Origin of the sequence: Pseudoalteromonas sp. 2CM36K (assembly GCF_023161865.1) — a bacterium.
In the GTDB taxonomy this organism is placed as follows: domain Bacteria; phylum Pseudomonadota; class Gammaproteobacteria; order Enterobacterales; family Alteromonadaceae; genus Pseudoalteromonas; species Pseudoalteromonas tetraodonis.
The window spans coordinates 102,905-123,927 of the sequence record NZ_JALNTK010000002.1; the positions used below are offsets into that span (position 1 = coordinate 102,905).

A 21,023-nucleotide genomic window follows, 5' to 3' on the forward strand; every position below is an offset into this window, starting at 1 on the left:
GTGGAAATTTCCTATAAGTTTAAAAGGCAAGAAAGCATGTAGCTAAGCTATTGACTTAATTCATTCTTCCTTGAATTGCCCTTATATAGTTGCTGAATTTAAGATGAATTGCAACACGAAATTTCAAAATTTATACGCAGTTTTCGCAAAATAATAACAAATGTAACTACAGCTAGGCATTATTTTGGAAATGATGACTACAAAGTAATTTTAAATCTAAAGAGGTTCATTTTCTAATTACAGCAAATTTAGTATGGTTGATTTAATTATCAATCTATAGCTAACCAAACCCCCACTAGCACCATTAAACTTCCCGCAATACGATTCATCCACTGAATGTTATTGCCTTTGGTTAAAAATAACCGCAGGCTTTTACCACCTGTTGCGTAAATCATCATACAGATAAACTCTGAGAGCAAAATAATGGCCACCAGCACCGCTAATTGGGGCGCAACACTGTATTGTACGTTAATAAAAGGAGGTAATAAGGAAATCATAAACGCCCACCCCTTTGGATTGGCAATGGCGGTTACAAACCCCTGTGAAAATAATGAATATCGGCTCACGGCTGTTGTATTATGCGTATCAACCGACATTTTACCTTTTGCGCGCCACATATTTATACCTATATAAATTAAGTATGCACCGCCTACCCATTTTAAAATATCGAACGCATTAGGGTAATTTAGCATTACGCTTGCAACACCTAATACCGCAGCAATAGCAACACTTGCGACCCCTAACAGCTCGCCAATCATCATCCATAAAGTTCGGCGCACGCCTATACTCATGCCTAAAGTCATGGCCAGTGTCATGCACATACCCGGAGTAATAGACACAAAAAAGAAGGTAGGAATAAAAACGGCAAGTGCAGCTACATCAATCATTTTTTCTCTCTATATTAAAAGCAAAAAACGCGGCTAAAGTAGCCGCGCTATTGGTTACCTATTATCTACTATTGTTCAGCAATCGGTATTGGCTCTGCTACTTGCTCAGTAGTAACATTTACCGGCTCTTCAACAGAATCACTTAATAAGTACTTATCTAGCCACTGCTCTTGCTCCCACAGTACATGTAATAAGCTTTTACGTGCGCGGTAGCCATGTGCCTCGTAAGGGAGCATTACTAAGCGAGCGTCTTTACCTAAGCCTTTTAGGGCGGCGTACATGCGCTCACTTTGCATTGGGAAAGTTCCAGAATTAGGATCTTCTTGACCGTGGATCATTAGCATTGGCTCGTCAATTTTTTCAGCATGGAAAAACGGCGACATGTTAGCGTACACACTTTGTGCTTGCCAAAAATCACGTTCTTCACCCTGAAAACCAAACGGCGTCAATGTGCGGTTATACGCACCACTGCGGGCAATACCTGCCTTAAATAAATCGCTATGTGCTAATAAATTAGCCACCATAAACGCACCGTAAGAGTGCCCTGCAATAGCAATGTTATCTTTATCGGCAATGCCCTTTTCAACCAGCACATCGACTGCAGCTTGTGCACTTGAAACTAGCTGCTTTCTAAAGTTATCGTTTGGCTCGCTGCCATCAATACCTACAATAGGCATTTTAGGGTCGTCAAATACGGCAATACCTTTAGCAAGGTAAGGCATAGGGCCCCAATAGCCAATGTAAGTAAATTCGTATGGCGATTCGCGCACTTGTGATGCTACGGCTTTATCTTTGTATTCAAGTGGGTACGCCCACATAAGTACGGGTAACGGGCCATGGGTTACGTCGTAACCTGGTGGTAAATAAAGCGTACCTGAAAGCTCAACACCGTCATCACGGGTATAACGTAGTTGCTCTTTGGTAACCCCTTTAAATGCTGGGTACGGATGAGCAAAATTAGTAAGCTGTGTAAGAGTATCGTTATCTAAATCACGAATAAAAAAGTTAGGTTGCTCGGTTTTAGACTCTCGCACAGTTATAAAGCGCTCGCCTTCGTCGTCAAGCAATGCACGAACACGCTCGTAGTATGGCGCTTGTGATTGCCATAAACGCTTGCTGCTATTCGTTTTTACATCGTACTGGTCTAAAAACGGAATATTACCTTGCTCAGACGCGCCGTTACCGCGCAGATACATATAACGCCCGCCAACAATTTTAATAACGTTGGCGCCTAAATCGTTACGCTCGTATATAAAGCTACCTGGGTTTTTGTACGCATCGTTATAGCTTCGCTCAGAAAAAAGCACGCGGTTACTATCGGCATTACGTGGTTGAATTACATAAGTGCGCACTTGTCGGTCACTAAAACGCCAATCACTTAGCATAGCAATATTATCATTACCCCATTGTATGCCAGCAAAACGACGCTCTACTTTGGCAAATAATTTAGGGTCGCGTTTAAATGGCGCTCGCAAACTGTAAAGGTAGTCATGATATTCAACCTCAGTTTTCATATCACCGCCATCTTGCGCCTCGGCCCATATGACTTCAGCGCCTTGATCCGCGCGCCATTCAAAATCACGACGACCGGTGCGTACACTGTCGTAGCCTTGTGGAATGTTGTCGGCAAGGGGTTGCTTTGCCAGCTCTACTAATGCATAGCCACGCATTCCCCATATTTGCCATGTAGTTGCAAAACGACTGTAAGGGACTTGATACGAAAATGGCTCGTCGATGGTCGCGACTAAAATATTGGTTGAATCAGGCGATACCGAAAACGATTTAAATAATGCAGGGCTGCCAATGGCTTGTGTATTGCCATCAAGCGTTACGTAAGCTAATTGCCCTTGGCCGTAGAATTTAAATTGTGCTTCATCAAACGGACTGGTTAATAAGTTTTGATAAGTACGCGCTGGCGCTTTTTCGCCAGTGCTTTGCTGTATAACTGGCACAACATTTTGACTGCTGTTTTTAAGCGCGGGTTTACCTATGTTAACCGCTAAATTGGCAATCAGTGCACTTCCATCGGGTAGCCATTGGTAAGGCATAGCGGTAATAACAGAATTAAGCGCTGCGCTTGAGAGCATTTTTGCTTGTTTAGTTTCTACACTGTATAGCCATAAATTTGCTTGGCTTTGTTGCTCTACAACAAACGCTAAATATTTACTGTTAGATGACCATTTAGGCGAGCGAATAATACCACTTGGTAAATTATTAATATTAATAACAGTGCCGCTTTGCACATGTTTAAGCTCAATTGCGCTGTATTTAGCACTCACACGCGAACGTGAAAAATTAGCAGGGTTAAGCTTTATGCCGGCAAGCTTGAGCTCATCTTTGGCAAGCTCATCGAGCGTTTCCACGCGTTTACGCTCAAATAAAGCAAGCCATTGGCCATCGCTCGATAAAAAACTTGTAGGTGCTAATTTTGCATCGACCACAGCAGCAAGCTCAGGCGATGGTGTTTGATAACCTTGCTCAGCATAGCTGTTTGGCATTATTACAACACAACAAATAAAGGCAATTAAGAGCCTAAATGCGTTCATGTTTTTATCCTTATGTTATTTTTAAGATTATAAAAGGTATATAATCACGTTTTGACCTGTTCATAAAGTATTAAGCTTTAAATTGCAGAGTTAAAAGATGACTTAAATAGATTAAATACGCTACACTACGCAGCTATTTGTTTACTACTTCGCGCATAAATACCATGCCTAACAAAGCTAAATCGGTCACTATTTTTGATGTTGTCCACCTTGCGGGAGTGTCTAAATCGACCGTATCGCTGGTACTAACGCAAAGTAATAAGGTTGCTGACAAAAGCAAACAAAAAGTGCTACAAGCTATTGACGAGCTGGGTTATGTGTATAATCGTGATGCAGCGGCTATGCGCTCTGGGCGTTCAAACTTAGTGGCTGTTGTAATTGATGATTCAACAAACCCGTTAATGGCCGAACTGGCTGCCCACCTAGAGCTGCAATTAAATAGCGCGCATTTTCAAACCGTTATTGTGAGTAGTAATAACTCTGTTGAGCGCCAAACTCATACAACAAACAATCTAAAAGAATATAACGTAGCCGCTTTTATAGTATGCCCAGTGGCAAACACCTGCGCCCAATGGCTCGATAAACTAGCGAGCCATTACAATGTTATAACACTTATTTTTATAGGTGATAACAGCCAAACGTCAAAAGCGCAGGCTGCAGGTTTTATAAGCGCATGCGAGCAAAAAAAAGTTACTGAGTACGATGTAATAACAAATGCTGAAAGTTCGGTATTACAAGCAAAACAGTTTTTTAATGAAGTTTTAGTAAATCAGCCGTATATAAATGCTGTTGTTTGCGCAAACAATATAGTTGCCCATGGCGTATTAGCAGCGGCTCCGCACTTAAAAAATAATACAGTAAGCTGCTTGCATATTCCTGATATTACCCAAATGCAACCGGCCTTTACTTGCGCCAATATAAACACCTAAGAACTAGCTAAGCGCAGTATTTTAGTGCTGCAAGAGCAACTACAAAACAACACTGCGCCAGTAAAAACACTGGTAAATGTAAACCTACAAATTAGAGAAACACCGTAATGAAAAAAGTGCTGGTAATTGGTTACGTATGGCCAGAGCCCAATTCGTCTGCTGCGGGTACGCACATGATGTCGTTATTAACCGCGTTTAAAGCGCAAGATTGGCAAGTAGAATTTGCTACCCCAGCACAGCGCACCGAACACATGGTAAATTTAGATGAGTACGGCATAAGCAGTCAAAGCATTGCCCTTAACTGCGATAGTTTTGATGAGTACGTTAAAGCCTACAACCCAGACATAGTAATGTTTGACCGCTTTATGATGGAAGAACAATTTGGCTGGCGCGTAGATAAGCATTGCCCAAATGCACTTAAAATTTTAGACACCGAAGATTTACAATGCCTGCGCAATGCCCGCCATGAAGCCCATAAAGGTGAGCGAGAATTTACCACCAGCGATTTACATTCAGACATAGCTAAACGTGAAATAGCCGCTATTTTACGCTGCGACTTAAGCTTAATTATTTCAAGTTTCGAAATGGGTTTGTTACATGAGGTATTTAATGTAGATACTGATTTATTGCATCATTTACCCTTTATGGTTGATTTACATGCATTACCAAAAACAATTAAACCGTTTGAACAACGCCAACACTTTATGACCATTGGCAACTTCAGGCATGCCCCAAACTGGGATGCGGTACTGTATTTACAAAAAATTTGGCCGCTTATCCGCAAACAACTACCGCAGGCAGAGCTGCACATTTATGGCTCTTACCCGCCACCTAAAGCCACCGCACTCAATAACCCTAAAACCGGTTTTTTAATTAAAGGCTGGGCAGATGATGCTTATGAAGTAATGCAAAGCGCGCGCATTTGTTTAGCCCCGCTTCGTTTTGGTGCTGGCATAAAAGGCAAACTTTTAGAGGCCATGATCATGCAAACCCCAAGCGTCACCACGCCAATAGGTAGCGAAGGTATGCATAACCATTTACCATGGCCTGGTGCTATCACTCAAAATGCAGAAGAATTTGCAAACGCTGCTGTCTCAATTTATACCAATCAAGCTGAGTTTATAGCTGCACAAAAAGCTGGTAATGAGTTACTTCATACACTTTATGATAAAGCGCAGTTGAGCGACAATTTAATCGAAAAAATTCAATTAGTAAGCCAAAATTTATCGGCCCATAGAATGAAAAATTTCACCGGTCAAATGCTAAAACATCACACCATGCGCAGCACACAATACATGTCGCAATGGATAGCAGAAAAAAATAAAAAAACGGTGAGAAATGACTAGACAGACGGCGATTTGTGTTTAAAATCGCCGCAAATAAACTTGGGCAATTTTAGCATTATTGCCTATATTTTTAGCTTAGTTATTTAATAGTTGGTTCAAAACAAATTTGAAAACCGCAACGTTTACAGAAAAACGCAAATTTATCGTTAAATTGGGTAAAATGCTTCATAAGTACGGTACACCGGCATATCGCCTAGAAGCTCATTTAATGGAAGTGGCGACTTACCTCGGTCTTAAATCATCGTTTGTCATGTCGCCAACATCGGTTACCTTTGTTATTTGGACTGATGGCCACGAAGATGAATACACCCATGTTGCCCGTGTAGACCCTGGCGATCATGACTTAGGCTCACTTGCAGATACCGATGATCTCGTTAATAAAATGCTTAATGATGAATTAACGTTGCAAGAAGTTGATCAGCAACTTGATATCATTTTTGATGCCCCAAACCCTTACAATAGAGTGATTACAGGTATTGCCTTTGCTACCTCTGGCGGCGCATTTGCAATGCTTATGGGTACCAGTTGGAATGACGTGCTGTGGTCTGGTTTATTAACCTTTGTTGTTTATTTATTTGTGCTGTGGTCGGCACGTTCCAAGCGCGTTGCCCACATGTTAGAGCCCTTAGTGGCCATTGTTTCAGCGGTACTGGCGTGTGCCATTAGCGTTCATTTAGATACGCATATTAATATTCGTTTAATTGTTCTGTCGGCCATTATTGTGTTTATTCCAGGCCTAGCACTGGCACTTGGTTTAGCTGAACTCGCAGCGCGGCATTTAGTATCTGGCACAGCACGCGTTATGGACTCGTTTATGTTGCTGTTTAAACTTTATTTTGGTGCATTTATTGGTATTGCTATTGGCTTTGCTATTTTTGGCCAAGCTGATTTTGTACAGCCAGAGCCACTGCCTAAATGGACAGCTTGGTTAGCTATATTTTTACTATGTAGCAGCTTAATTGTGATATTTAGAACTAAGTTTAAACATGCTGCTTGGTCTATTGCTTCAGGATTTATAGCCTACGGCACCAGTATTGGCTCCGCCATGTATTTAGATTACACGCTGGGTACCTTTGTTGGCGCATTTTCTGTCGGTGTATTTAGTAACTTATTTAATCGCGTTGCAAATGCCCCAGCTTCTATTGTTGCTATGCAAGGCTTAATTGTACTAGTCCCCGGCAGTAAAACTTATATTGGCTTAAACTCGCTTATTGAAGGCCAAGACTTTGTTTATGCTGAACATATTGGGCAGCAAACGTTTTTAATATTTATGTCGCTTGTAGCGGGGCTCATATTTGCAAACGTGGCGCTTCCTCCTAAAAAGAGTCTATAAATGTATGCGCGGTATTGCACAAGAATCACTTCACTTAACGTCCTCTTTTGAGGATTAATCGCATTTTTTAGTATATTGGTTACACATTGTTATAATGAGGTAAATCTTATAAAGCAAAGGAAATAACAATGCTAAAAACTAGCTTAGCGCTGGCAATTGGGCTTTCAAGCTCAGTTGCATTTGCGCAATCGGCCATCACTGTTGAAGACATTCCAAAAATTAAATCTGTGATCCAAACCAGTGTTAGCCCAGATGGCGACAACGTTGCGTTTACACGATCGTTACCGCGTACATTATATGTTGATGAGAACGGCAGTAATTACAGTGAGCTTTATGTTGTTGATGATAAAGGCGTTGAACGTCCTTTTATTACCGGCTCGGTTAATATTAAAAGCATAGAATGGTCAAACGACAGTAAAACAATTTATTTTTTAGCGAAATTAAAAGACGATAAATTTACCTCGCTTTACCAAATACCTGTTGATGGCGGCCAAGCACAACCTGTTCTTGCTTTAAAAGACACATCAATTTCAAGCTACAAATTAAGCCCAGACAACAAACAGGTGGCTATTTTAGCGATGCCTGCAGCAGACAAGTCAGAAAAAGAACTTAAAAAACTTGGCTTTAAAGCTGAAGTATATGAAATGGGCTTAAAGAACAAGCAGCTTTTTATTGTTGACTTAGCAAAATCGGATAAGCCACTTACCCCCACCGCACTCAACGTTGATAATTACGTGAGTGATGTTAACTGGGCTGCTAATGGCGAAAAACTACTGGTTAAAACTCAGCCTACCGCATTGATTGATGATAAATACACAAAATCTATGTGGCATTTGTTTGATATTGCTAGCAATAAAGTCACCTTATCGTTTAAAACTGAAGGCAAGCTAGGTGATGCAGAGCTGTCGCATGATGGTAAATACATTGCTATTTTAGGTGCTGAAGATAAGCATGACCCTGCAACAGGCCGCTTATTTATTGCTGACACTAAAACCGCTGAAATCACTGAATGGTTACCTGACTTTATGGGGCACGTTGTTGATTTTGAATGGTCGCATAAGCGTAATACACTTAACTTTATTGCCAATGTAGGCACGCAAAGTTTTGTAGCGAGCATTAAAACGGGCTCTAATAAATATAAAAAATTAGTCAAAGAAGGTAAATTTATTGCCTCACAATTAAGTGTTTCAGATTCAGATAAAACACTCGCACTTCGTGGTAATACCGCAAAACACCCTAACGAAGTGTTTATTGTGCGCAGCAATAAAGCAACACGTTTAACCGATTCAAATAGCTGGTTAAATGATAAACGCTTTGCCAAGCAAGAAACCATTACCCTTAAAGCCCGCGACGGCGTTGAGCTTGATGGTGTGCTCGTTTACCCATTAGATTATGAAAAAGGCACACGCTACCCACTTATTATGTCGGTACACGGTGGCCCTGAAAGCCATGATAAAGACGGCTGGGTCACTAACTACTCACGCCCAGGTCAAATGGGGGCTGCACGTGGCTATGCGGTGTTTTATCCTAACTACCGAGGCTCTACAGGAAAAGGCGTAGATTACTCAAAATTAGGCCAAAACGATTATGCAGGTAAAGAATTTGACGATTTAGTTGACTTTAAAAATCACCTTGTTGATATGGGTTTAGTAGACACTAAACGTGTTGGTATTACTGGGGGATCTTACGGTGGTTATGCATCGGCGTGGGGCGCAACAAAACTAACCAAACACTTTGCTGCAAGCGTTATGTTTGTGGGTGTCACCAACCAACTGTCTAAATTTGGTACTACTGATATTTCTAACGAAATGAACCTAGTTCATGCGCGTTCATACCCATGGGATAAATGGCAGTGGTACTTAGAGCGCAGCCCTATTTACTGGGCAGGCCAATCTGAAACACCTCTGCTTATTATGCATGGTAAAGACGACCCTCGCGTTCACCCTGCACAATCTATGGAGCTTTACCGCTACATGAAAGTGCAAGGTAAGGATGTACGTCTTGTTTACTACCCAGGTGAAGGTCATGGTAACCGTAAAGTGGCAGCGCAATACGACTACAGCTTGCGTTTAATGCGCTGGATGGACAACTATTTAATGGAAGGCAAAAAAGAGATGCCTGCGTTTGAAATTGACCATGCTGCTAAGTTAAAAGAAGTTAAAGACGCAAATAAATAAGCACTTATAAACGCTGTTTAATTTTAAAAGGCCAACATAAAAATGTTGGCCTTTTTTATAGGTCTAAATTGGCGCGCACGCATCCTTAGTGACATAGCACAGCTTATGTTAAACTCTCGGCAATTATTTTGTTAACTGCTAATTTTACTGCCATGTCAAACCCTGCTAGCTGCTTTACCGTTTTTGATCAAAACGTCGATTCCCTTACTCTGCCTGAGCAGTTTACATTTCCATTTTATTATAAACCGCACCCTTTGGCCGTTGCCGCTGCACAGCAATTACAACAGCAATTAAAAAAGCTAGATAAGACTATTTTAGATACGGATGATATTGATGCGGGTAAAATGTTTGGTGTGCTAGTCGTTCAAAATCAGGCGCAAAAACTGGGGTTTATTAGCGCCTATTCGGGGCAAATTGCGGGCATAGATGAGCAACTGAATTTTGCACCTAATGTGGCACTTAAACACATAGACGATGCTGTATTTAGTCAGCAAAGCCAAATCATTAACGCCATTAATGCGCAAATTACGGCATTAGAAAACAGTGAAGATTATCAAGCCATTGAGCAGCAATTAGCCACAACACGTAAAAATTATGAACAGCAACTTGTAGCCAAACAACAAGCCATGCAAGTGACCCGCAAACAGCGAAAAGAGCAACGCCAAACTGGCCAAGAGCAACTCAATGCCGATGACTTTGAACAACTTAAAACAACCTTAGCTGGGCAAAGTATTGTTGAGAAAAAACAACTGCAGGCATTAAAGCAAGACTGGCAAACGCAAATTAAAGCGCTTGAGCAAACCCAAGCAGCTATGCTGGGTGAAATTAACGGATTAAAAAAGCGCCGCAAAACACTCTCAAAAAACCTACAAAAGAAATTATTTGCTCAATACCAATTTTTAAATGCACACGGTGAAGTGACCGATCTGAATGCCATTTTTGCCAAACTTCCTGAGCACACTCCACCTTCGGGAGCGGGGGATTGCGCCGCCCCTAAATTATTACAATATGCATACAAGCACCATTTAAAACCAGTGGCTATGGCCGAATTTTGGTGGGGTGCACCGCCTAAATCAGCAATTAGGCATCACTTACATTATTACCCATCGTGTTATAGCAAATGCCAACCCATTTTAGGTCATATGCTAAAAGGCTTAAATGTTGAAGAAAACCCATTACTAACAAATCCAGCAAAAGGGAAAGACTTAACTATTGTTTATCAAGACGATGATTTACTGGTAATAAACAAACCCGCTGAATTTTTATCGGTGCCAGGGATTAATATTGATGACTCAGTGTACATGCGTATTAAAACTCAGTTCCCCGCGGCTTCTGGCCCACTTATTGTGCATCGATTAGATATGTCGACCTCAGGGCTGTTAATTATTGCGCTTAATAAGCGCGCGCATAAAACGCTGCAAAAACAGTTTATTGAACGCACAATTGAAAAGCGTTACGTTGCTTTATTGGCGGGCAATATCACTGAGAATAGCGGAGTGATTGATTTACCCCTTGTGCTCGACTTTGATGATAAACCACGCCAAATGGTGTGTTATAAAACCGGTAAACCGTCGTTAACAACATGGCATGTACTGGAGCGCAAAAACAACACCACCCGACTGCAGCTATACCCTAAAACAGGGCGCACACATCAGTTACGGGTGCATTGCGCTCATCAATTAGGTTTAAATACCCCGATAGTTGGCGATACTCATTATGGTGAAGAGGCAGAGCGCTTACATTTACATGCCGAGTATTTAGCCTTCACCCACCCTATTTCTCATCAACGTTTAGAATTTGAAGTAGCCGCTGATTTTTAAATCAGCGATACTAAAACTCCCCTCTGTTTTAAAAAGCCTTGCCATTTTTTATATTGCAAAGTCGGTAACCTTTACCGTTGCAATATAGAAAAATTTACCTGCACTATGCAAAGCTTCTAATTACAAATAATAAATAGTCATATATTTCAATACATTAAAAGCTGGCATTAGCTTTGCTTTTATAAAAACAAGTATTTATTACAGTCCACTTTATTTGATTAAAAGCGCCATTAAGTGCTTTTAATGACACACAGTAAATGGGTAACTAACCGTTTACTGAGTACAACAGAACTTCCTACACTCCCTGTGTACTTTATTGGTTATAGGCTAACGCTTATAACCATTTTTTTGCCTTTATTATTTGATTACTTATTTGTACCTCTAAAAGCGCAGCGTCTCTTTACCCTCTTTGTGCATAATTCACTAAATTTTTTTGAACTGAGAGAAGTGAATGAGAAGTAAATGAGCGGGCTTCGAGTGACGAGCAGCGAGCTTGTGAAAACAACATGACACCTAGTCATAACAGCCCTTAACTATAACCTTTAACCTATTCTTTCAGCGCAGCGCTTCTTTGCGCTCTTTATGCATAATTCACTAAGATTTTTGCCTCACAAATAAGCCATTTCTTTATTGTTATAATTAGCCACTAATTTAATGCGATGGGTATTGGGTTTTAAAAACAAAGCGCTACAAAAATGTAGCGCTTTCATTACTTATAGGTTGTTTGTTTAAACTAAAACGCGTTATTAAAAAAAGCCAAGCGGATCTTCGCTGTAACTTACTAGCAAGTTTTTAGTTTGTTGGTAATGATCCAGCGCGAGTTTGTGAGTTTCGCGGCCTATACCAGACTTTTTATAACCGCCAAACGCTGCATGTGCTGGGTACATATGGTAACAATTAGTCCATACACGACCTGCTTCTATTTTGCGACCAAAGTGATAAGCACGATTCATATTACGGCTCCATACCCCTGCGCCTAAACCAAATTCTGAGCTGTTAGCCAGTTCAAGTGCTTCGGCTTCGTCTTTAAAGGTCGACATTGAAATAACGGGGCCAAAAATTTCTTCTTGGAACACGCGCATGTCATTACGTCCTTTTAATAGTGTAGGTTGAATGTAATACCCGCCGTTTAGCTCGTCGCTTAATTGCTCAACATGGCCGCCAGTTAATACTTCAGCACCTTCTTCTTTACCAATTTCAATGTAGCTTAAAATTTTATCAAACTGGGCTTTAGAGGCTTGTGCGCCTACCATAGTTTCGCTATCAAGCGGGTTGCCACGTTTAATTTGTTTAGTACGTTTTAAAATACGTTCTATAAATTGCTCATAAATATCTTCTTGAATGAACAAGCGTGATGGACAAGTACATACTTCACCTTGGTTAAAGTAGGCAAGAATGGCACCTTCAATTGCTTTATCTAAGTATGAGTCGTCTTTTTCCATAACATCGCTAAAGAAGATATTAGGTGATTTCCCCCCAAGCTCTACCGTTGAAGGAATAATATTTTCGGCTGCACATTTTAAAATATGTGAGCCCACAGGGGTTGAGCCTGTAAAGGCAATTTTAGCAATGCGCGTACTGGTTGCCAGTGCTTCACCTGCTTCTTTACCAAAGCCGTTTACCACATTTAAAACACCTCCTGGGAGTAAATCGCCAATAATTTCCATTAACACTAAGATTGAGGCAGGTGTTTGCTCGGCAGGTTTTAATATTACACAGTTACCTGCTGCAAGTGCAGGCGCTAATTTCCATGCGGCCATTAATAATGGGAAGTTCCACGGAATAATTTGCCCTACAACGCCTAGAGGCTCATGAAAATGATACGCCACCGTGGTTTCGTCTATCTCGCCAATACTGCCCTCTTGAGCACGCAAACAACCGGCAAAGTAACGAAAGTGATCGGCGGCTAGTGGAATATCAGCGGCAAGGGTTTCACGAATCGCTTTGCCGTTATCCCATGTTTCGGCCACTGCAAGTAGCTCCAAGTTTTGTTCAATACGGTCGGCAATTTTTAATAGTATATTGCTGCGCTCGGCGACTGAGGTAGTGCCCCACTGGGTTTTTACTGCATGGGCTTTGTCGAGTGCAAGGTTTATATCGTCTTTATCTGAGCGCGGTACTTTACAAAACACCTTGCCATTAACTGGGCTTATATTATCAAAGTACTGGCCGTTGACTGGGGCAACCCACTCGCCGCCAATGTAATTACCATACTGCTGTTTAAATGTGACGAGTGCGTCTGGTGAACCTGGGTTTGCGTAAATCATATGTGTGTTCTCTTGTTGTTGTTAGCTAAAAGTCTAAGCCGAAATTTGTTAGAGTAATGTAGCAACTTGTTTTATATTTAATCGGTATTGATTGACATTAGACCATTAAGCGCTTAAAAACTTGCTTAGCTGTCCAAAAAAGTTGTCTGTGAGTCCACATTAAAAACGCTCTATAACGATTAAAAAAGGCTGAACATGCACACATCTCAGTTAAATAAAAAACGCCAACAACTTGATGTACTGATTGAAAACAAAGTGACCTTTGCTGCCGATAACTCTGAGCTAAGTATTTACGATACCTATAAAAGTGCGCAAAAAGTGGCGTTGCACTCAAACGAATTACTGTTTTGTGCCATGCTCAGTGGTAAAAAAATAATGCATGTTGAGAGCAGTCAATACCACAAAGCGTTTTTACCACATGAATCGTTTGTATTAGCACCCGAGCAAGGCGTACTAATTGATTTTCCGCATGCATCTATGAACGCACCCACAACCTGTTTAGCCATTGAAATAAGCACCGATAAAATAACCAATGTGGCTAATGCGCTTAATATGCAGCAAAATTTTGCAAACGATGCCTTGTTTGAATACAACCCTAATTTAGTGCATACCCAACATAATACTCAAACGCAGCAGTTATTAGAGCGCATGGTGCATTTATTTAGTGAGCAAGGCGCTGAGCGACACTACTTGATTGATTTATCGTTAAACGAATTGATCACCCGTTTATTACAACAACAGAGCCGTGATTTATTGCTGGCAAACTGCGATAAACTACGCCTAAAAAGTAACGTGAGTGATGCACTGCATTATATTGAAGAGCATTTAAGCGAAAACCTCGACATAAACACCCTTTGCAAAATAACCTGTATGAGCCGTAGTAAGTTTTATCAGCAGTTTAAACTTGCTTTTGGTACAAGCCCTGCGCTTTGGCAACAACAACTTAGGCTTAAAAAGGCCCGTACGCTTTTATTAGAAGGCCACGCTATAAGCAAGGTGTGCTACGACCTGGGTTTTAATAGCGCCAGTCATTTTAGCCGTTTATTTAAGCAAACTTTTGGTATTGCACCAAAAGCGTGTCGCCACTAACCTAACACAACAGTTTTTGTTATATTAAACAGCCTAATATGCTAGATTGTTTGCAATGTTGTAAGTAGTAATGAGTCACCGATGAGTAAACCCACCCGCTGGACATTAAAGAGTATTGCCAAAGAGTTAGGTGTGTCTAATGCTACGGTATCAAATGCGTTTAATCGCCCGGATCAACTCTCTGCTAAACGCCGCGAAGCCATACTTAAAGCGTGCAAAGAGCTGGGGTATTATGGCCCTAATAAAGCGGCGCAGTCTTTGCGAAGTGGCACCTTTAATATTGTTGCATTAGTCCTTCCTGATAGCGTGGAATACATGGTATCAGACCCTGTTGCGAGCAGTTTTATGCGGGGAGTAACCTCGGTACTTGAAAAAAACAATATTAATGTTTTATTGTTTTCAGGCAATAGTGACAACCTCAACAGCGTTGTTGATTTTGTCGATGGTTTTATTTGTTATGGTCGCCCGCGCAATAAAGCACTAGTAGAGCAACTAAAAACAGTCTCCAAACATGTGGTGACGGTTGATTTTGACATTGCCCGTAACGCCTCAATTAATGTTAATAACGAGCAAGCCAGTTATGAAATAGCCAAACATGTTTTACATAATCAAGATGATAAAGTGGCTATATTAGGCTTAAGATTACTTGATGAAAATGTATTGTGCCGGGTATACGAACATCACGAATTTGAAACTGGCCAATCTATTTCGCATCAACGTTTGCGTGGCTATCAACGCGCCTTAAGTGAGGCTAATATAACGGTTGCCGACGACCGCATTTGGAATATTCCTGAAAGCAGTGAGCGCTTTGCAAATATTGCCGCAAAAGAGGTATTAACAGCCTCCCCTCGCCCTAACGTGATTATATGCATGAGCGATTTAATTGCCCTTGCCACCATGCGAGAAGCCATAAAACAAGGGATAAAAATAGGCAGTGAGCTGCGTATTGTGGGGTTTGATGGCATAGAAGAAGCCGCTCGTTTTGTACCTCGCCTCACTACAATTCATCAAAATAGCCAAGAAAAGGGCGTTATGGCTGCTAACTTATTTATTTCTAAAGAAGAAAAACAATATGAAGTAGGTTACGCACTCGATATTGGTGCAAGTAGCTAAGCACTGTTAATAAAGCAAATAAAAAAGCCAAGCAGAAACTGCTTGGCTTTTGGTTTTCAACAAATAAAGCTATTAAGCCAATAAACTTTGTAAGTTTAGAGTGCTTTCTTGAGTGCCATTAAGCTGCGTAATAAGTGCAGTACGGCTTGCAAAGTCAATCCTCAAAGAAATTGATTGTTGTTCAAGCTTCCACATTAAACAGCAAACACTTGCGCCGCCTTGAGCCGAAAATTCACCTGCAAATGCGGGATGTTCATTACGCATTTTAATTAGCTCTATGAGCCCTTTTACTACCGGTTTATTAAGGGCTTGCTCTATTTTAGCCGCGTTCAAATATGGGCGATTTATATCACGGCCAACATTGGTTTTTGCTAACAGTTCCATATCGTTTTCACAGGCAAATAAGCCGCCGTAATAAACTTGCGGTACACCTGGCGCAAAAAATTGAATTGCGCGCGACAGCAAATAGTCAAAATCATTAGCGCCTAATGCATTGTAATAAGTACAGTTTACTTGATATAAATCGACATTACTGGCAGCCGCGCCTGTTGCTTGGCGGCTTTGATTGTTACTATTTGCATGCATGGTTTCTACTAGGTTATCAATTTGCTCTGCATTTAATAAGCCTGGTTTTTCGCCCATTGGGCCTGCATCAATTATGCCTATGCCATCATGGGTGTCTAGTACCGTTAAACAATTACGCGGCGATATTTTTAGCCATTTGAGTAATGCATCCGCATTGTTATTAAATAAGCTATGTAGAATAAGTGGTGGCAACGCAAAGTCATAAACCGTATTAACGCGCTTAGCTACATCTACTTGTGTTTGATAATGGCTATGAATTTCTGCAATGGTTTCCATGCCTAAATCGTTGGCTTGCTTTGATAAGTTATCTAAGTAGCCAAATGTTTCATCTAGCATAAAACAATTAGTACCCGCCTGCTTAATGGCATAACCCGCTGCATCTAAACGAATAATATTAACGTTGTTAGCAGAGAACTTAGTAAGCACATTATTTAAATACGCAATTCCTGCCTCTACTTTTACGTTTATATCAATTTGATTATCGGTAAAAGTGGTCCAAAAATCATACGTTTGACCATCACCGCATTTCATTGGCGTAAAACAACTGCCTGGGCGTGGACGGTAAATAGCTTGCTGCTCAGCCTCGCTCATGCCATTGGGGAACACGTCCTCTTTGGTTAAAAATAAATCCCAAAATGCTGACGCTTTACCTTTAGCCAGTACATCTTGAAACTGAAAAGATTGCGCCGACACATGGTTCACTATGAGATCAGCCATTAAATCATGGTCTTTACCGAGTGCCTTTATGTCGTCCCAAGTACCGATTCGAGAATCAACTTCACTATGATCAATCGGGTCAAAGCCTGCATCGCTGCCATCAATTGGGTTATAAAATGGCAATAAGTGCACACCACCAAAAACGCCCTCTAATGGGCCATGTAAAAGAGTGGTAAGTGCATTTATATCTTGGCCAGTAATTCGATCAGCGTATGTGATCAATTGAACTTTATTCTTCATCATTGTGTGATTACCATGTTGAAACTTAATCGATTAAGATATATCTTTAACTAGCACGTACGAATTTACAAGTTATTTTTATAAATTTTACATACAAATATCGTGGCGACATTAATACTATAATCAGTAACTGACTGACTTACTGGGTGTTAAGAACGCATTTAACGAGGAAAAGCACATGACAAAATCACACACACACGTAAGCAGCGATCCGTTGCAACAAATTCGCTGGCTCACATATATGATGTTTTTTATGTTTGCCATGACCTCCGATGCCGTTGGCATGATCATTCCCGAGCTCATAACTGAATTTGGTTTAAGCATGACCCAAGCCAGCGCATTTCACTATGCGCCTATGGCACTCATTGCCTTTAGCGGATTATTTTTAGGCTTTTTAGCCGATAGCCTCGGGCGTAAAAAAACGATTATGCTTGGGTTATTACTATTTTCTGCGAGTTGCTTTTTATTCGCCATTAGTAGCAGCTTTATATTTTTTATTTTTTTGCTTTGCTGTATTGGCTTAGCTATTGGCTTATTTAAAACCGGCGCTTTAGCGTTATTAGGTGATATTTCTCATAGCAACGCAGAGCACACTAAAACCATGAACAAAGTAGAAGGCTTTTTTGGTATTGGTGCCATTGTTGGGCCTGCACTTGTTGGTGTATTACTGGTACAAAATGTAAGTTGGACTTATTTATATATTATTGCCGGTATTATGTGCTTAATTTTAGCGTTTTTAGCGTGGCGTGCAGAGTATCCGAGCGTTGTTAAAAGCACTGAAAAGCCCGCTTCACTTGCTACCACCATGAAAATGATAAAAAACCCCTACGCGCTTGGCTTTTCGCTCGCCATTGCGCTTTATGTTGCAACCGAGGTTGCCATTTATGTATGGATGCCGACATTATTAAAAGACTACACGGGCTCTTGGCCCCTTTTGGCAACCTATGCACTCACCATATTTTTTATACTGCGTGCCGCAGGTCGTTTTATTGCGGTGTGGTTATTAAACCGCTATAGCTGGCAAGGTGTTATGGCTTACTTAAGTTTAGGTATCGCATTATGTTATGTGGGTACTTTAGTCGGTGGCGTTGATTGGGCTGTTGGTTTATTGCCGCTTTCAGGGTTATTTATGTCGATGGTTTACCCGACCTTAAACTCCAAAGGAATATCGTGCTTCCCGGTACAACAACATGGCGCAGTTGCTGGGGTTATATTATTTTTCACTGCACTTTCAGCCGCATTAGCACCCTTGTTCATGGGTATGATCAGCGATTACTTTGGTCATGTACGTTATGGTTTTTATCTTGCAACCGGCTTTGCCATTATTTTATTTTTAGCGATGCTTTTTAACTATTTCCGTGACCCATCAGCCAGCGCTTTACAAGAGAGCAACCTAATAACTGAGTAAATCAAAAAATTGGGTGCTAAAAAAACACTATATAAATCAATAGATGAGTAAAAAAAACAGCAAATAAAGAATAAAATAATTTGCTTATTGTAAAAGATTTGTTATTTTTACTTAATCGATTAAGTAAAAATAACAACCCCTTCGGGCTCACAAAACGAGGCGTTCACATGACAACACACAACACACCTTTATATTTAATGAGTGCTTTAGCGCTGGCTGTAAGCCAAGGCGTTTATGCACAACAAGAAGAGCAAAACACACAAGCGCAAGCTAACAAAGGTCTTGAGACTATCGTTGTAACCGGTGTACCACGTCGTACAACCATTATGGCATCAAGCTCATCAGTGAGCAGCCTATCGCTTGCTCAAGTTGAAGTATCTACACCCCGTTCAACTGCTGAAGCGTTTAGAATTATTCCGGGCGTACGCTCAGAATCAACCGGCGGTGAAGGTAACGCAAACATTGCTGTACGCGGCTTACCTGTGGCCTCTGGTGGTGCTAAGTTTTTACAATTACAAGAAGACGGTTTACCCGTTATGCAATACGGTGATATTGCTTTTGGTAACGCTGATATATTTATGCGCCTAGATAATACCGTACAAACTATCGAATCAATTCGTGGTGGTTCGGCCTCGACTGCAGCAAGTAATGCACCGGGCGGCATAATTAACTTTATTTCTAAAAATGGTGAAAACGAATCAGGCAGTATTTCTACAACACTGGGCCTTGATTACGACACTATTCGTACAGACTTTGAATACGGCACTTACCTTAGTGATAGCGTACGTTTTCATGTAGGTGGTTTTGTGCGCCAAGGTGAAGGCCCGCGTGAAACGGGTTACACATCAAATAAAGGTGGGCAAATTAAAGCCAACCTTACAAAAGACTTTGAAAACGGTTACGTGCGTCTTTATTACAAACATTTAGATGACAAAAGCGTGGGTTACTTACCAATGCCAATGTATGCAAATGGTGACTCAATCCCAGGGTTTGACGCACAATCGGATACCCCGCATTCGGCATTATTTACTAAAACAGTACGTTTAAATGGCGAAAATCAAATTAGTAGCGGCGATATTCGCGATGGTATGAACCCGCAAGTTGACTCAGTGGGTTTTGAAGCCGTGTTTGACTTAGATAACGATTGGCGTATTGAAAACCGTTTTCGTAAATCCTCTGTGAGCGGTAACTTTAATTCACTTATTCCTGCTGAAGTAGGCAGCGCGACTGCTATTGCACAAAGTATTGGCGGCGCAGGTGCAACGCTTAGTAATGCAAATACCGGGGCTGCATTTAATGACGATTTAGCCATGCGTATTCATACGTTTGACGTCACAATGAACGACTTTGACTCTATTGTGAACGACTTCAAACTAACTAAATCACTAAACGATGATACAAGCGTTACGTTTGGTTACTATGCTTCAACGCAAAATATTGCTATGTCATGGTTATGGAACTCTTACCTAATGGAGCTTAAAGGCGATAATGCGGCGCTACTAAATGTAACAGCTGCTGATGGTACAGCGTTTTCTGAAAATGGTTTATATGCATACGGAACGCCTTTTTGGGGTAACTGTTGTCAGCGTGATTACGATACAGAATACGATACCCGCGCCCCGTACGTTTCATTTTCAACAAAAGTGGGGGATGTAAGTATTGACGCCAGTGCTCGTTACGATAGTGGTGAAGCACGCGGCAACTATGCAGGTGCCGTTACCTCAACGGTCGATATGAATCGCGATGGAGTGATTTCAGTTCCTGAACAAAATGTAGCAGGCATTGATACCGCAAATGCTAGCCCAGTAAATTACGATTGGGATTATGCATCCTATTCAATTGGGGCTAACTACCAAATAGACTCAAGCCTTGCGACATTTGCACGATTGAGTAAAGGTGGCCGTGCAAATGCTGACCGACTTTTATTTGGTAAAGTACGCGCTGATGGTTCGGTTGCTGATGAAGATGCCGTTGATGAAGTAAACCAGTATGAATTTGGGGTTAAAAAACGTTTTGATTCACTCTCAGTTTTTGCAACAGCGTTTTATGCAGAAACAGAAGAGCAAAACTTTGAAGCAACATCGCAAACCTTTTTTGACCGTGAGTACGAAGCAAAAGGGATTGAAATTGAATCAACTTACTTCATCGATGCATGGGATTTTCGTGGTAACTTAACATGGACTGATGCAGAAATTGCTAAGGATGCACTTACCCCTGAAGTGGTAGGTAATACGCCACGCCGCCAAGCTGATTTAATCTACTCTTTAATGGCTCGTTATAGCTTTGATAAAGGTGCTGCCGGTGTCAACTTTATTGGTACTACTGATGCTTACGCTCAAGACAATAACGACCTTAAATTTGACGGTTACACTCAAGTAAATGGCTTTGTAAGTTACGATTTATCTGAAAACCTTAATATTGCACTTAATGTAAATAACTTATTCGATACGGTAGGTATTACAGAAGCTGAAGAAGGCTCAATTCCAGATAATAACATTATTCGCGCCCGTACTATTAATGGCCGCACAACATCAATAACGCTTAAATACGCGTTTAACTAACCATC

The 21,023-nt window shown here is 41.0% G+C and carries 12 protein-coding genes and 1 pseudogene; 9 read left to right on the forward strand and 4 right to left on the reverse strand.

Translation table 11 applies throughout. The annotated features are described in order from the left end of the window. Window positions 1–269 precede the first annotated feature (269 nt). Window positions 270–887: a LysE family translocator gene (locus MTN97_RS01590; protein ID WP_248473497.1), complete on the reverse strand. Its 618-nt coding sequence runs from the start codon at window positions 885–887 to the stop codon at window positions 270–272. A 68-nt stretch (window positions 888–955) separates the two neighbouring features. Further along, window positions 956–3,433 (reverse strand): prolyl oligopeptidase family serine peptidase, encoded by a 2,478-nt coding sequence (locus MTN97_RS01595; protein ID WP_248473498.1) that lies wholly within the window; start codon window positions 3,431–3,433, stop codon window positions 956–958. A 164-nt stretch (window positions 3,434–3,597) separates the two neighbouring features. Here MTN97_RS01595 and MTN97_RS01600 point away from each other — a divergent pair. The 5 genes and pseudogenes from MTN97_RS01600 (at window position 3,598) to MTN97_RS01620 (ending at window position 11,038) form a co-directional block, all read left to right on the forward strand. Beyond that, window positions 3,598–4,470, forward strand: a pseudogene (locus MTN97_RS01600) (LacI family DNA-binding transcriptional regulator). Further along, window positions 4,470–5,708 (forward strand): glycosyltransferase, encoded by a 1,239-nt coding sequence (locus tag MTN97_RS01605; protein ID WP_248473500.1) that lies wholly within the window; start codon window positions 4,470–4,472, stop codon window positions 5,706–5,708. Before MTN97_RS01600 ends, MTN97_RS01605 begins: the two are co-directional and overlap by 1 nt. A gap of 106 nt (window positions 5,709–5,814) precedes the next feature. Continuing rightward, window positions 5,815–7,041 (forward strand): threonine/serine exporter ThrE family protein, encoded by a 1,227-nt coding sequence (locus MTN97_RS01610; RefSeq protein WP_248473501.1) that lies wholly within the window; start codon window positions 5,815–5,817, stop codon window positions 7,039–7,041. A 128-nt stretch (window positions 7,042–7,169) separates the two neighbouring features. Further along, complete coding sequence (locus tag MTN97_RS01615) at window positions 7,170–9,218, forward strand: S9 family peptidase (protein ID WP_248473502.1); 2,049 nt, start codon at window positions 7,170–7,172, stop codon at window positions 9,216–9,218. Window positions 9,219–9,370: 152 nt separating this feature from the next. Then, a complete protein-coding gene (locus MTN97_RS01620; RefSeq protein ID WP_248473564.1) occupies window positions 9,371–11,038 on the forward strand; it encodes an RluA family pseudouridine synthase in 1,668 nt (555 codons plus the stop codon). Between the two features lie 746 nt (window positions 11,039–11,784). Here the strand turns inward: MTN97_RS01620 and MTN97_RS01625 are convergent. Further along, window positions 11,785–13,305, reverse strand: a complete 1,521-nt coding sequence (locus tag MTN97_RS01625; protein WP_016900596.1) for an aldehyde dehydrogenase family protein — start codon at window positions 13,303–13,305, stop codon at window positions 11,785–11,787. Between the two features lie 195 nt (window positions 13,306–13,500). Between MTN97_RS01625 and MTN97_RS01630 the strand changes: the two genes are divergently transcribed. Together MTN97_RS01630 and MTN97_RS01635 are read left to right on the forward strand one after the other, a co-directional pair. Beyond that, window positions 13,501–14,394 carry an AraC family transcriptional regulator gene (locus MTN97_RS01630; protein ID WP_248473503.1) on the forward strand — a complete coding sequence of 298 codons (894 nt, stop codon included), beginning with the start codon at window positions 13,501–13,503 and terminating at the stop codon, window positions 14,392–14,394. An 81-nt stretch (window positions 14,395–14,475) separates the two neighbouring features. Then, window positions 14,476–15,507: a LacI family DNA-binding transcriptional regulator gene (locus tag MTN97_RS01635; protein ID WP_016900594.1), complete on the forward strand. Its 1,032-nt coding sequence runs from the start codon at window positions 14,476–14,478 to the stop codon at window positions 15,505–15,507. Window positions 15,508–15,579: 72 nt separating this feature from the next. Here the strand turns inward: MTN97_RS01635 and gtfA are convergent, their stop codons facing one another. Continuing rightward, the gene (gene gtfA / locus MTN97_RS01640; RefSeq protein ID WP_248473504.1) at window positions 15,580–17,052 is read right to left on the reverse strand and encodes a sucrose phosphorylase; all 1,473 of its coding nucleotides are present in this window, start codon (window positions 17,050–17,052) and stop codon (window positions 15,580–15,582) included. A gap of 175 nt (window positions 17,053–17,227) precedes the next feature. Here gtfA and MTN97_RS01645 point away from each other — a divergent pair, with 175 nt between their 5' ends. Continuing rightward, window positions 17,228–18,457: a sugar MFS transporter gene (locus MTN97_RS01645; RefSeq protein WP_036983784.1), complete on the forward strand. Its 1,230-nt coding sequence runs from the start codon at window positions 17,228–17,230 to the stop codon at window positions 18,455–18,457. A gap of 167 nt (window positions 18,458–18,624) precedes the next feature. Next, window positions 18,625–21,018: a TonB-dependent siderophore receptor gene (locus MTN97_RS01650; protein WP_248473505.1), complete on the forward strand. Its 2,394-nt coding sequence runs from the start codon at window positions 18,625–18,627 to the stop codon at window positions 21,016–21,018. Window positions 21,019–21,023 lie beyond the last annotated feature (5 nt).

Bases quoted from the DNA above. Each gene is read 5' to 3' on its own strand.
- MTN97_RS01590 (WP_248473497.1), bottom strand. From the start codon at position 887: ATGATTGATGTAGCTGCACTTGCCGTTTTTATTCCTACCTTCTTTTTT.
- MTN97_RS01595 (WP_248473498.1), bottom strand. From the start codon at position 3,433: ATGAACGCATTTAGGCTCTTAATTGCCTTTATTTGTTGTGTTGTAATA.
- MTN97_RS01605 (WP_248473500.1), top strand. From the start codon at position 4,470: ATGAAAAAAGTGCTGGTAATTGGTTACGTATGGCCAGAGCCCAATTCG.
- MTN97_RS01615 (WP_248473502.1), top strand. From the start codon at position 7,170: ATGCTAAAAACTAGCTTAGCGCTGGCAATTGGGCTTTCAAGCTCAGTT.
- MTN97_RS01620 (WP_248473564.1), top strand. From the start codon at position 9,371: ATGTCAAACCCTGCTAGCTGCTTTACCGTTTTTGATCAAAACGTCGAT.
- MTN97_RS01625 (WP_016900596.1), bottom strand. From the start codon at position 13,305: ATGATTTACGCAAACCCAGGTTCACCAGACGCACTCGTCACATTTAAA.
- MTN97_RS01630 (WP_248473503.1), top strand. From the start codon at position 13,501: ATGCACACATCTCAGTTAAATAAAAAACGCCAACAACTTGATGTACTG.
- MTN97_RS01635 (WP_016900594.1), top strand. From the start codon at position 14,476: ATGAGTAAACCCACCCGCTGGACATTAAAGAGTATTGCCAAAGAGTTA.
- gtfA (WP_248473504.1), bottom strand. From the start codon at position 17,052: ATGATGAAGAATAAAGTTCAATTGATCACATACGCTGATCGAATTACT.
- MTN97_RS01645 (WP_036983784.1), top strand. From the start codon at position 17,228: ATGACAAAATCACACACACACGTAAGCAGCGATCCGTTGCAACAAATT.
- MTN97_RS01650 (WP_248473505.1), top strand. From the start codon at position 18,625: ATGACAACACACAACACACCTTTATATTTAATGAGTGCTTTAGCGCTG.